The organism is Alteromonas sp. G4i13 (assembly GCF_054960505.1).
In genome coordinates, this window is record NZ_JBHNYX010000008.1 from 83,701 (window position 1) to 96,677 (window position 12,977).

Sequence of the window (12,977 nt, forward strand, 5' to 3'; positions counted from 1 at the left end):
ATGCAGCAACACGTGCTGATCATCGAAAATGGTGAAGGCAACCTTGAACTTATAGCGAAATTAGTACGCCGGGCTGGTCTTACCCCCGTTGGCGCAACGTCGCTGACAGAAGGCAAAGCACGGTTTTCGCAAAATATGCCGGAAACCTTTCTGTGTGCTATTGTTGCATACTCGCTTCCCGATGCACCAAAAGGCGAAGCCATCGACTTTACTGTTGAGTCTTTCATTCCCACCATTGCTACAACAGAAAGTTTAGATAGCGCTATTCGCGATAAAGTCCTAGAACGTGACGTTGTCGATTACATTCCCAAAGAAAATTCGCAGAACTACGACTACCTCAATCGTCTTATTAGCCGATTAGAAAAAAACAAGTCTACTGGTGTCGTCGTGGTAAGCACTAATCGGGTGTTGCGCTCAAAAACCGTTTCATTACTTCAGCGCCATAATTTTATTGCGTTTGAATGCCTAACGGCTACAGACGCTATGCAATGCTTGTCTGAACACAAAAACGTACGTCTTGTTATCACTGACAACACGTTGCCTGATATGACAGGCACGCACTTTGTCGCCAGTTTAAGAAAAGCCTTTTCGAAAGAGCAGCTGGCAATTATGGGCGTTGCTGGAGGCAAAGGCATGTTAATGTCTGCGCACTTTATTAAAAGTGGTGCAAATGACTTCTTGCGAGTGCCCTACTGTCATGAAGAGTTCTTGTGTCGCGTGATGCAGAACGTGGAATATATTGAGAGCGTTGAAGAAATTCGTCGTGTGGCCAACACCGACTATTTAACAGGTTTGCCTAACAGGCGCCACTTCTTCTACATGGTTACTGTACAACACCAAAACCTGTCTGAGGATCACGCTCTCGCCCTTATTGACCTAGACTTTTTCAAATCGATAAACGATACCCATGGCCATGACGCAGGTGACATTGTGCTAAAAGCCATGGCGGCCCTTATTGAGTTTTATTTTCCGGACGAAATTATCTCCCGCTTTGGTGGCGAAGAGTTTTGTATATACATGCCGTCAACACCACTAAAAGAAGCCTGTGAGCGTCTAGACGACTTCAGAAAAGTGGTGGAAGCGGAAATTATTCAACTGCCTAAAAGCGACATTAAAGTGACCTGCAGTATTGGGGTAAGTGGCGCCCACACTCAGCGCGTAGATAAGCTACTAAGCCTTGCCGACAAGCAGCTTTACGCCGCCAAAAATAGTGGGCGTAACCAAGTGAAGTGCGAACCACCAGATGTTCCTCAGCAAGAGCAAGCTTCACTGCTTTAGCTTTTCACTCAATCAACTGCCGCTTAGCTGTCCGACGTTTAATTAAAGACTGGTGCGCAAAAGCCCCTACTCCACCGCTAGCTTTCGCGCTTTACGCTGACTGCGGTAATTAACTAGCGAATCTGCACTAAACAAGATAAGCGCAAACCACACAAAGCCGAAGGTCACCAAGCGCGACTCTTCAAGCGGTTCGCCGTACAGGTAAACCGCCAGAATGAACATAAGCGTTGGGCCAATGTACTGAAAAAAGCCCAGCGTTGAATACATTATGCGCCTTGCTGCAGCGGTAAAACAAAGTAGTGGCGCGGTAGTTACAATGCCAGCCGCTAAAATAAGGGTATTTAGCGTGGCGTCGTTATTAAATAAGTTACTGTACTCAGAGCCAAAGAAGACCCAGTAAATAATAGCGAATGGCGAGAGCATTAAAGTTTCAATGAATAGGCCGGGTAGCGAGTCTACAGCCACTTGCTTGCGCAATAAGCCATACACACTAAAACTTCCCGCAAGCACCAGGGCAATCCACGGCACGTGGCCATAAGAGAAAATAAGAATAGCCACGCCAATAACGGCAAGCCCAACGGCTACACGCTGTAAGTTACGCAACCTTTCACCTAAGAAAAGTCGCCCTAAAAATACGTTGATAAGAGGGTTGATGTAATAGCCAAGGCTTGCATCAAGAATATGGTCGTTATTAATTGCCCAAATAAACAAGAGCCAATTCGCCCCGAGTAACAACCCTGCAACGAATAAAATCTGCATAACGCGCTTATTGCGAAAGGCGGCGCCCACTTTGGGCCACTGCTTTAGCGCGGCTATAAGCCCAACCAAAAGCACCACAGACCAAATTACCCTGTGCATCAGGATTTCAGCTGCCGGCAATACCATCAACTGTTTGAAATAAACAGGTGCGACACCCCACATGCTATATGCGGCAATTGCACAAATAACGCCGACTTGAGCGGCACTGGCTTGCTTAGACAAGACTGACTCCAACGAAATTCGGGGGAAGAAGGCGCGTATTGTTTATCAGGTTAGGTGAATTCACAACCCTTAACGCTTTCCAATGCGGCAAAGGACGTGTAACAAGCGGCATAATTAATGAAACGCAATTAACAAAAAATGAAAAAGCCCCACTAAATGTGCTCATTCAATGGGGCCTAAGATGCGTTCGTCATGAAAAAACAGGACAAGGTTTATCGCGGGAATGGTGCTACAGCAGAAACAGTGTGCCCAAACCTAAGAAGGCTACAAAGCCTACAATGTCGGTTACGGTAGTCAAAATGACCGACCCCGACAGTGCTGGGTCTATTTTCAGCTTGTCCAATATTACAGGTACAAACACGCCTGCAAGTGCGGCGGCTACAATGTTGAACAGTATGGCCAAACAGATAACCAACCCTAACATGGCATCGGTAAACCAGAAATAAGCAACAACGCCAATTACCAAGGCCCAAATCACGCCATTAACGCCGCCTACTTTAAGCTCTTTCACCATCAGCGCCCGTAAGTTGGCAGGCGTGACCTGCCCCAACGCCAAGCCGCGTACAATCAGGGTTAGCGTTTGACTACCTGCAATGCCTCCCATACTTGCCACTACCGGCATCAGTACCGCAAGGGCAACCACTTGTTGAAGGGTGCCTTCGAACAATCCAATAAACCACGAGGCTAAAAATGCGGTAAGCAAGTTAATGCCAAGCCAAAGGGCACGATTTTTCGCACTTTTGGCCACAGGCGAGAATAAATCTTCGTCCTCATCCATACCCGCCGAAGCCATCACTTGGCGTTCGTAAAACTCGTTGACCAACTCACTTGCAGAGGTCACATCTAATCGGCCGAGAAGCTTGTTGTTTTCGTCAACTACCGGCAGCGACGCAAGCCCAGAACGTTGAACAAGTAGCGACGCATTCATAGTGTCGTCCGCCCCTTGAATGGTCGTCACACTTTCTTCCGACAAGTCGAATAGCGACACGTGATCTTGCGCATTGAAGAGGTGGCTAATTTTAACTAGCGCGGAAAATTGACCTGAGCGGTTCACCAAAAAAATGCTGTCACAATGCTGAGGTATGTCACGTCTTAATAAGCGTAGCCCTTCGCGCACTTTCGCGTTCGAAGGTAACACTAACTGCTCGTGGTTAACCCAGTGCCCTATTTGGTTATCGGGGAATTGTGTCGCTTCTCTGAAGTACTTACGCTCTTTAGAATCAAGTGATTCATAGGCCATATCGACAAGCCGTTTTGGCAATGAATCGAGTAGTTCCAGTAAATCTTCTGCGTCAATATCAGCAAAAATAGATGCCCATTCGTCGTGCGGCGTATTGTCGATAAGAATTTCACGGGGGTCGCTACGCATCTCAACCAATACGTCGAGCTTACGGTCGCGAGGAATGCCTTCCCATACCGCCAAACGTTTTTCTACGGGCAACGATTCTAACAGTGATGCGATGTATACCTCGTCCTGCCCCGCAAGGGTGGCTAACAAGGTCGCCGGATCGTCACCCATACTTTCGGTAACAATCTCTTCAATTAAATCTGGTAATGGCTCTGCCATGCTACACCTCCCGTTAATACCGCTCACTTCCTTTACACAACGTAACAACAGGCATTGTGGGATGATGCAAACCTATTAAGACACTGCTATCCCAGCATATATGTTCCCGTGCCAAAGGCTATATGATCGCCTTTTTCATTGTGCAATTCCATTCTACAAACCACTAATTTACTGCCCTTGCGTATAATCGTGGCTGTCGCAACAAAGCGCACGCATCTTCCCGGCCTTAAGTAGTCAACGCGCATATCGACCGTGCCCATGGTGGGCAATCTAACTTGAAGGTCCGCAAGGTGTTCACGTGCGGTTTGTTTGATGGTTTCTACAATTGAAACTAAACCACCGATGGTGTCTAGCATAGTCGCTGTTACACCGCCGTGTAGGATTTTTTGCATTGGATTGCCGGTCAGCGCTGGTTGCCAATCAAGGTGCAGGGAGATCTGTGTATCCAGCCCCTCTCCTTCAGTAACAAATTCCAAGCCCAGCAACTGGTTAAACGGCATAGTATCACGAAAAAGCGCAATTACATGTTTAATCATTAGTTCATGGTTTAGTGTTTCGCTGCCCTTAGCTTCGTCTTTATTAGTCGTTTTGTTATCCACTCGCTTTCCTTGATGAATTGATATTTGTAATGTGCTTATAAGCAACATTACTACCGAACGTAAGTTTGACGGAAATTCATCCAACCAATGATATTGAATCAAAATAAATTATAAGAGCTGCTGCCCCTCTGATCAGGACTATCGCTGAATTTTAGTCTAGTTTTTTAAATTGCCCCGTGAAGACGTCGCCAAAAACGCGTAAAATCCAGCGCCATGACAACTGCAATAGCTCCATCAGAATTAGCGCCAGAAACGCAACGTGTAAAAACACCAGAAACCGTCTTAAAAGATGTATTTGGTTACGATGCTTTTCGCGACGGTCAAGGCGAAGTCATTCACCAAGTATGTGAAGGTAAAGACGCACTTGTTTTGCTTCCAACAGGTGGTGGCAAGTCGCTGTGCTATCAAATTCCTGCGTTAGTGCGCCAGGGCACCGCTATTGTTGTGTCACCACTTATATCGCTTATGCAGGACCAAGTAGAACAGCTTAAAGCGCTGGGCGTAAAAGCTGCCTATCTCAATTCAACGCTAGAAACAGACGAACAAGCACGCATAAATGACGCACTTCAAGCAGGAAAGCTCGACTTGCTCTACGTGTCGCCTGAGCGTTTAATGCAGTACTATTTTCAGCAGTCGCTTGCGCACGCCGACATTGCCTTATTTGCCATTGATGAAGCGCACTGCGTTTCCCATTGGGGGCACGATTTCAGGCAGGATTATCGCGCTCTGGGGCAAATAAAATCCCGCTTCCCCTCTATTCCTGTTATTGGACTCACAGCGACTGCAGATTCGGCCACCCAAGCAGACATACTGACGCAGCTAAACCTTAACGACCCGCTGGTTTATAAAGGCAGCTTCGACAGACCCAATATTCGCTACCGCGTAATGAGCAAGTACAAAGCCTTTGATCAAGTTGTTGCTTACGTAAAACAGCAAGAAGGTAGCGGCATTATTTACTGTAACAGTCGCGCTAAAGTCGACGACCTGCACGCTAAATTATTCAGACAAGGTTTTCGCTGCGCGGCCTATCACGCGGGTATGGACAACGACGAGCGAGAGCTGGTACAACGCCAGTTCCTTAACGATAAAATTGATATTGTGGTGGCCACCGTTGCCTTTGGCATGGGTATCAACAAATCGAACGTGCGTTACGTGGTTCACCACGACGTTCCGCGCAGTGTTGAAAGCTATTATCAGGAAACCGGCCGAGCGGGACGAGACGGCTTGGAGTCAGAAGCTTTATTGTTGTTTGATGAAAAAGACGCAGCCCGCGTAAAACAGTGGATAGAGCAAGGGGAAATAGCCGAGCGCAACCAAATAGAGTTACAAAAATTTGCGGCTATGGAAGCTTTTTCAGAAGCGCAAACCTGTCGTAGACAAGTACTCCTGAATTACTTTTCGCAGTTCAGCGACAGCGCCTGTGGCAACTGCGACATTTGCCTAGACCCCCCTAAGATGATCGACGGTTTGGTGATTGCACAAAAAGTACTGTCGTGTGTACTTCGGCTCTCACAGCAAGCCTCTAGCCAGTATGTCATTGATGTTTTGCGAGGCAAGCAGCTTAGGCGCCTTCAGGAAGCAGGCCACCACCAGCTTTCCACGTACGGCATAGGTAAAGATAAATCGGATAGCTACTGGCACAACATTATCAACCAGCTTGTTCATAAAGGCCTTATACGCGTTGATATTACCGCCCATGCCGCATTGCGCTTAACCGAGGCCGCTCGGCCTGTGTTAAAAGGTGAAGTAGCGGTTCAGCTTGCCGTTCCGCGACTTGAATTTAAGCCCGACAAGAAAAAAGCAAAACAAGCGCCTGCTAACTACGACCGAACGTTGTTCACCCGTCTTAAGCACTTACGCAAAGTGTTGGCCGAAGAAAATGAAGTGCCGCCGTATGTGGTATTTAGTGACGCCACCTTAGTGGATATGGCGTGTAAACTCCCCACTACGCGCAACACCTTGCTTGATGTAAGCGGCGTAGGCCAAACCAAACTCGAACGCTATGGTGAGGCTTTTATCCAGCTTATTGATGATTACATAAATCGAGAGCACTGAGGGCTTGCAGGCCAACTAGATTCTGTTTTCCAGCTGGCCGCAGTTTGCACAAAGAAAAAGTGCACGCAGTAGAGATAAACACACTAGGCGTAAGCGTATTCTCCCCCTTTCTCAAGCGCCGCTTTGTAGGCTTCTCTGGCATGAACTCGTTTTACGTAACCTTGAATGGCAGTAAAGTCCTTCGCACGCCCGCTGGCTACCAACGACTCTAACGGAAATATCATTTGAACATCAGCGCCACTAGGCGCGTCACCCGCAAACCAAGTATTTTTCGCTAAGTAAGATTCCACATAGCGTAAGCTCTGCGCTAAATTAGGGCCATAATAGGCATTTAAAATACCGTCTATCAGTTTGTTAGTAATTGGCTTAATAAAGAAAGGCTTCGAACCTTTTTGACGCGCTTTCTCCAGCACTAAGTTTGCCACTAGTGGCGGCATTAGCGAACCTTCAGCGAAATGCAGCCAAAACCAATACTGTTGAAGTGCCTCTGGGTCTTGAGGTACAGAAAATGCGTCTGTAGCGTGGTGGCGAACAAGGTATTCCACAATAGCACCAGACTCGGCAATAGCACCGTGCGGCGTAGTAAGCACCGGAGAGCGTCCCAGCGGATGAACAGCGCGCAATGAATCCGGCGCTAGGTTTGTTTTACTGTCTCGTTGATAGAATTCTATTTTGTACTCTACGCCTAGCTCTTCAAGAAGCCACAAAATTCGCTGCGAGCGAGAGTTATTTAAATGGTGAAGTGTTAGCATACCCCGTCCTTAATACGCTTAGATTAACGCTATTGTTTTTGTGTTGTACTATATACACTTTATAAAGCAAGCAGGTTTACAATAACCAGCGAATTGATAAGTTCTATGCAAAATCTCACCAAAGAAGACATTCAACAGCACGCAGTGGTTAACGAACAAAGCGTAGAAATCCGCGTTGCATTACCTTTAACGCCTCTTAAAACTCAGCAGTGGGCAGAGCAGTTTTGTGAAATTTTTCACTTTTCACTATCCGACGCAGATTGGGGAGCCGATCGCTTTCAGGCGCTTGTTACCACCCAATCCAGCAATACAAATTTTCAATGCATACTATGCATTGAGTGGCTTTGCGAGGCGATATGGCTGGAACCGGTAGGCACTCAACAATCACCGAATGCGATCTACCAGTATCTTCAAAACACGTAAGTATTACCGTGCCTTTTTCTTTCTGTTTGGCTTTTAGGACAGACTAGTATTATTCTATAGAAAACACATAATTAGCGCTTCAAGGATCATGCTAGTGCCAATCTCCCAGCTAACAAAGTACGTTGCAGCTTTGCTCATTAGTTGGGTGGTTCTAAGCATAAACGCCTTTGCCAGCCCGCGGCTTGTTATCGATGAGTCTTTCGAAAGGGAAATCATCAACCATTATGCACGGGTATCAATTGCACCTAATAGCGCAACCTATTTTGATGTATTGACGGGAAGCTCCACAAAAACACCAACAGCAACGGCTTCTTCAACAGAACGTGTGTGGTATTCAACAGAGCTTGTCCACTCTGGCTATAGTGCCATTCCCTTAGTGCTTAATATCGACCGTCTAAACGTTGATGATTTGCAGATTTATCTTCTAGACAGCAGCCAGCGAATTATAAAATCGTACCGTTATCAAGCCGGTAAAGGTGACTATTCGTTAAGACAACCGCTTCCAAATATCAGGCTTGCTTTCACCCTTCAACCATACCAAGACGCTCGGTTACTAATCGCAGCGAAAGACGAGGGGCTAAAGTACTTTCCAATGTCACTATGGGAGCGAGACCTGCTTACTCAACATGACACTAATATGCTGACTTTGCTTGGTGCTGTGTCGGGTGTGATGGCACTCATTGCTTCCTATTTTCTTTTTTCCTACTTATATCAGCGTATCCCTACCCGCTTCTGGCTAACCATGTCGTCATTGGTGCTTATTGCGTTATTGTTCATTACAGAGGGTGGTCTCGCGTTTTGGCCTAGCCTGACTAACGCCAGCGAGCATTTTTACGCCGTATGCTTCGGCGTATTACTACTGTGTATTGGAAAAGTGACTCATCACCTGTTCTCTCGTGTGCCTTTTGTTTTAAGGCTGCTAAATTATGCTCTACCTATTGCTGCTACCATTTACTGTTTTACCGTAAATGCTTATATGGTCACAATCACGCTGCTTATACTCACAGCGGCGATGGGTTTGTATCACGTTACCCTTGCTCTTATCTTTAAAGACAAAGGCAGTAGTGTTGTCAGCACCACTTATATTCTGGCCTGGCTATCTTTCTTTGCGTTTTACGCCTTGGTGACCCAAAACCTTTTCAGCGACCTTATTTATACTGTCGATGTCGCGATGGGAATGCTGTTTTTCTTAACCTTGGGTTTCCTGTGTTTTGGATTTGCGGTCATCACAAAAGAGCAGGTACTCAATCAACATAAGCTCTCCTCTCAGGCTGAAACAATTTCTAGCTTAAATCACTTTTATGACTTGTTCCGAAACTCCGCTGAAGGACACTACACATCAACCTGGGACGGTAAGCTAATTTCAGTTAACCCTGCGATGTGCACGGTGTTTGGGTATGAGAATGAGGAAGAGATGCTTAGCGAGGGGGCAAGCACAAAAGCCTTTTACGCATCACCAGAAGATAGACATGTATTGTTAGGTGAGATATCACAGCAAGGCCACGTCACCAGAAAAGAGATACGGGGAAAACGTCGGGACGGCACAGAGTTCTGGTTTTCATTGTCTTGCCAGATCCGCGAGAACGATGAAGGAACTTACCTGTACGGCTCAATTATTGATATCACGGAAAAAAAGCAATCCGATTTAAGCCTTCAGTATTTGGCCACTCACGACTCACTAACCGGCGTATACAACAGACGGCAATTTGAATCAGTCTTCAAGGAAAAAGTACATAACCACAGCGCGTTACCTGTGTGCCTACTCTTTTTAGATTTAGACCGATTTAAAGTCGTTAACGACACCTGCGGTCACAAAGCGGGAGATGTACTCATAAAAGACGTCGCCCGCCTGATTGAAAATACGCTGCTACCCAACGCGCAGCTAGCAAGACTCGGGGGTGATGAGTTTGGCGTTATCTATTCAGATTTAGATGCTGATGCGGTTTATCTCAATGCAGTGAAAATTCTCAATGCAGTACAGGCCTATCGGTTCATGTGGGATAACCGAATATTCAACTTAGGCGTAAGTATTGGCATGGTCGTATGCGATGATAGTAACGTTAGCTCAGGGCAGTATTTAAGCATGGCTGACGCCGCCTGTTATTTTGCCAAAGAGCAAGGCAGAAATCAGGTGCATAGATATAATAAAGATGATGAGAGCATGCAGCGCTATCAGCGTGAGCTGGACTGGGTCTCTTCTATAAACAACGCCTTGGAAGAAGGGCGCTTTGAACTTTATTACCAGTCATTAAGACCTTTGAGCAAAGCCAGCGATGGTCACTATTATGAAGTGCTATTGCGCCTAAGGGAAAAAGACGGAAAAATTGTTGAGCCCGCTAATTTTTTACCCACGGCAGAGCGCTTTGAAATGAATGTAAATGTCGACAAATGGGTAGTCACAAATACGTTCAAATGGCTGTCTGAAAACCCTGAACATCTCGCTGAGTTAAGGCGATGCAGTATAAACCTTAACTGCCATTCATTAGCAGACAGAGACTTTACGCTATTCATTTTAAACGCTTTCGAAACCTTTAATATTCCTTACAACAAGATTTGTTTCGAGGTGATCGAGTCGGTAGCGATTATAAAAATGGAGGACACCCTTGCCTTTATGCGTACTTTTAATCGCCTTGGGTGTTCGTTTGCCCTAGACGACTTCGGTAGCGGCTTCTCTTCGTACAGTTATCTCAAAAGCTTGCCGGTTAATCAGGTAAAGATTGACGGTATGTTTATCAAGGATATGCTGAACGACAGTGTAGACACGGCTATGGTTGCGTCAATCAATGATGTAGCGAAAGCCATGGGAATGCAAACCGTTGGGGAATTCGTTGAAAATGAAGGCACCATGGCACAACTTGGCAAAATGGGCGTTGATTTTGCCCAAGGCTATAGCGTTGCAAAGCCTGCCCCGCTGCGAGAGTTTACCCCACTTTAATAACTGCACTTAATATACGTCTTACGAAAAAAGTGATAGCACTAGCGTCAACTCGCGTATAATAAAATGGTAGACTTGCAAAAAAAGAAGTCATCCCCACTTATTGCCTACTGTCCAAAGTGTAGAAGTAACATGAGTAGCAAACAGCCTAAATACGAATATGTCAGTACCGCAAAATTACCCACTCGCATGGGTGATTTTAAAATACACGGCTTTGTTGAAGCCAGCGGCCAAGAACACGTTGCCCTTTCTTATGGAGAGTGGAAAGAAGACGACGTAGTGCCAATTCGTATCCATTCAGAATGCTTAACAGGCGATTCTTTATTTAGCACTCGCTGTGACTGTGGCTTTCAATTAGAAAAAGCCATGCAAAATATCGTCGATAATGGTCACGGTGTGCTGTTATACCTTCGCCAAGAAGGTCGCGGTATTGGTCTTTTAAATAAAATTCGCGCCTACAACCTTCAAGATAGTGGCATGGACACGGTAGAAGCTAACGAACATCTTGGATTTGACGCCGATTTAAGAAGTTACGATATCTGCAAGCTGATGCTAGATACGCTGAATGTGAAGCATGTTGAGCTTATGACAAACAACCCGAAAAAGTTGGCAGCACTAAAAGCGCTTGGAATAGACGTGGTTGCACGTAAGCCTATTGACCACGGTATCACCAAAGACAACAAGCATTACTTAAAGACGAAAACAGAAAAGCTTGGGCACGCTTTCGACCCCCACGTTTTCAAATAGACGAGTTATTTGAAAACGCCCACACCAATGTGGGCGTTTTCTATTCAGCTTGGGTTAATCATAGACTGGTTATAACGTATACAGACTTACCATTTAGCGCGCGAAAAGCCGTTGCTCATGCGCTAAGGAGAATGTATGAAAAACATAACCTTATCTGTGATTGTCGCACTGTCTAGTGTTTCAGCGCTACCTGCCATCGCTCAGTCGAACGCCAACCTTGCACATGTTTCTGCGTCAACGCAGCAATATTCTGACGCTGAATTAGACAGTGTACTTGCGCCCATTGCGCTTTATCCTGATACCCTGCTTACTCACATACTGATTGCGGCTACCTACCCGCTTGATGTAGTTGCAGCCGACCGCTGGCGCCAAAGCAACAAGCATTTAACCCCGGAACAGGTGGAAAATGTGCTGGCGAGTGTTAACTGGGATCCCAGCGTAAAAGCACTTGCTCCGTTCACCGACTTACTCAGCACCATGGCGAACGATCTTCAGTGGTTACAGCAACTTGGTGATAACGTACTAATTGATCAAAGCCGTGTACTAGACCGCGTGCAGGTGCTTCGACAACACGCCCTCAACACTGGCAATCTGGTGACCAATGACTACATTGAAGTTGAACGGGAACGTGAGCCTACTCGCGAAATAATTTACATTGAGCCCCGTCAGCGGGAAGTGGTGTATGTGCCTTATTATGACCCTCATGTTGTGTACGGTCACTGGTGGCACACAACTTCACCAGTTCGCTGGCGTCATCACGTAAGCTATCATCATCATAGCAATGTCTATTGGTCTCCAAGCATCCATCTTTCTACGTTCTTTTTCTTTGGTAGCGTGCACTGGCATAACCGCCATGTCGTTATTCACCGCGAGCCTGTACGCCGGTATTATCACGGTAGCCCAAGAAAACGCGTGATAAGCCGAGACTATCGTCGCTGGGAACACAACACGGTGCATCGTCGTGCGCGTTACTCTACTCGAGTAGTTCACAATGCGCCTTCGCGATATGAACATGCGGGTGTGTCGCGGGCAAAGCACTTGTCTAATAAACACGCTAGCACGGTAAACACATCGAAACGCCACAATGACAAAAATACCGTAAGACCCATCGCGCGTACCGAAAATACCAAGACTGTAAGACGCACTATTGAGCCAAAACAGGTAACGCCACTTAGAGAAAGTCGTTTTCAGAACAAACAAGACTCGGTAAGCCGCAAACAATCCATTGAGCACGCGCTAAAACGCAATCAAGCGGCGAGCAGAAGCGAGAAGCCGACTAGGGACCGGACGCTAAGCCAGTTAAAGCGGGACAAACCCGCTCGGATATCAACGCCGTCAGAGTCGAAGCGATATGCTAATAGAGAAAACACGCTAAAGCGCCCAGCTAAACAAAACATAAATCGAGAGCGATTTGAAAGAACGAGTCCGCAAAACAAGCCGGTGGCTCGAGAGAGCAGTAAGCCAAGACGAATTGAGCGGGCGAGTACTTCTTCAGTAAGCCGTGCTCAAGTTAAGAATTATGAATCAAGCAGAAACAGGACGATAAAGCAGGGACGAACTGAGAAGACGCTGCGTTAGCACTAAATTAAAAAGTTAGTTTCCTATCAGTAAGCCAGCAAACCTATAATTTGCTGGCTTCA

Annotated in this window: 10 protein-coding genes; 6 read left to right on the plus strand and 4 right to left on the minus strand. The window is 46.3% G+C overall.

What is annotated here, in order from left to right; all coding sequences use genetic code 11:
• Entirely contained in the window at positions 1-1,278 is a 1,278-nt protein-coding gene (locus tag ACFI6J_RS05670; RefSeq protein ID WP_014977963.1) for a GGDEF domain-containing response regulator, read from the plus strand.
• 66 nt (positions 1,279-1,344) lie between these two features.
• Here the strand turns inward: ACFI6J_RS05670 and rarD are convergent, their stop codons facing one another.
• From rarD to ACFI6J_RS05685, 3 genes are all read right to left on the minus strand, one after another.
• Positions 1,345-2,259 carry an EamA family transporter RarD gene (gene rarD / locus ACFI6J_RS05675; RefSeq protein ID WP_014947843.1) on the minus strand — a complete coding sequence of 305 codons (915 nt, stop codon included), beginning with the start codon at positions 2,257-2,259 and terminating at the stop codon, positions 1,345-1,347.
• Positions 2,260-2,488: 229 nt separating this feature from the next.
• Positions 2,489-3,826, minus strand: coding sequence for a magnesium transporter (locus ACFI6J_RS05680; RefSeq protein WP_014977961.1), 1,338 nt, complete (start codon positions 3,824-3,826; stop codon positions 2,489-2,491).
• A gap of 86 nt (positions 3,827-3,912) precedes the next feature.
• Positions 3,913-4,425 carry a thioesterase family protein gene (locus ACFI6J_RS05685; RefSeq protein ID WP_462585785.1) on the minus strand — a complete coding sequence of 171 codons (513 nt, stop codon included), beginning with the start codon at positions 4,423-4,425 and terminating at the stop codon, positions 3,913-3,915.
• Positions 4,426-4,638: 213 nt separating this feature from the next.
• Between ACFI6J_RS05685 and recQ the strand changes: the two genes are divergently transcribed.
• Positions 4,639-6,480, plus strand: coding sequence for a DNA helicase RecQ (gene recQ / locus ACFI6J_RS05690; protein ID WP_039226893.1), 1,842 nt, complete (start codon positions 4,639-4,641; stop codon positions 6,478-6,480).
• Between the two features lie 83 nt (positions 6,481-6,563).
• On the opposite strand, the gene ACFI6J_RS05695 is transcribed toward recQ, so the two are convergent.
• Positions 6,564-7,232, minus strand: coding sequence for a glutathione S-transferase (locus ACFI6J_RS05695; protein WP_039226895.1), 669 nt, complete (start codon positions 7,230-7,232; stop codon positions 6,564-6,566).
• 105 nt (positions 7,233-7,337) lie between these two features.
• On the opposite strand from ACFI6J_RS05695, the gene ACFI6J_RS05700 reads away from it, so the two are divergent.
• From ACFI6J_RS05700 to ACFI6J_RS05715, 4 genes are all read left to right on the plus strand, one after another.
• Complete coding sequence (locus ACFI6J_RS05700) at positions 7,338-7,655, plus strand: hypothetical protein (RefSeq protein WP_014975341.1); 318 nt, start codon at positions 7,338-7,340, stop codon at positions 7,653-7,655.
• Between the two features lie 88 nt (positions 7,656-7,743).
• Positions 7,744-10,590, plus strand: a complete 2,847-nt coding sequence (locus ACFI6J_RS05705; protein ID WP_348670384.1) for an EAL domain-containing protein — start codon at positions 7,744-7,746, stop codon at positions 10,588-10,590.
• A 132-nt stretch (positions 10,591-10,722) separates the two neighbouring features.
• Positions 10,723-11,337, plus strand: coding sequence for a GTP cyclohydrolase II (gene ribA / locus ACFI6J_RS05710; RefSeq protein ID WP_014947836.1), 615 nt, complete (start codon positions 10,723-10,725; stop codon positions 11,335-11,337).
• A gap of 135 nt (positions 11,338-11,472) precedes the next feature.
• Positions 11,473-12,915, plus strand: coding sequence for a DUF3300 domain-containing protein (locus tag ACFI6J_RS05715; protein ID WP_348670383.1), 1,443 nt, complete (start codon positions 11,473-11,475; stop codon positions 12,913-12,915).
• Positions 12,916-12,977 lie beyond the last annotated feature (62 nt).

What these genes read in the sequence shown, in the direction of transcription:
- ACFI6J_RS05670 (WP_014977963.1), top strand. Translation starts at nt 1, where the DNA reads ATGCAGCAACACGTGCTGATCATCGAAAATGGTGAAGGCAACCTTGAA.
- ACFI6J_RS05680 (WP_014977961.1), bottom strand. Translation starts at nt 3,826, where the DNA reads ATGGCAGAGCCATTACCAGATTTAATTGAAGAGATTGTTACCGAAAGT.
- recQ (WP_039226893.1), top strand. Translation starts at nt 4,639, where the DNA reads ATGACAACTGCAATAGCTCCATCAGAATTAGCGCCAGAAACGCAACGT.
- ACFI6J_RS05695 (WP_039226895.1), bottom strand. Translation starts at nt 7,232, where the DNA reads ATGCTAACACTTCACCATTTAAATAACTCTCGCTCGCAGCGAATTTTG.
- ACFI6J_RS05700 (WP_014975341.1), top strand. Translation starts at nt 7,338, where the DNA reads ATGCAAAATCTCACCAAAGAAGACATTCAACAGCACGCAGTGGTTAAC.
- ACFI6J_RS05705 (WP_348670384.1), top strand. Translation starts at nt 7,744, where the DNA reads ATGCTAGTGCCAATCTCCCAGCTAACAAAGTACGTTGCAGCTTTGCTC.
- ribA (WP_014947836.1), top strand. Translation starts at nt 10,723, where the DNA reads ATGAGTAGCAAACAGCCTAAATACGAATATGTCAGTACCGCAAAATTA.
- ACFI6J_RS05715 (WP_348670383.1), top strand. Translation starts at nt 11,473, where the DNA reads ATGAAAAACATAACCTTATCTGTGATTGTCGCACTGTCTAGTGTTTCA.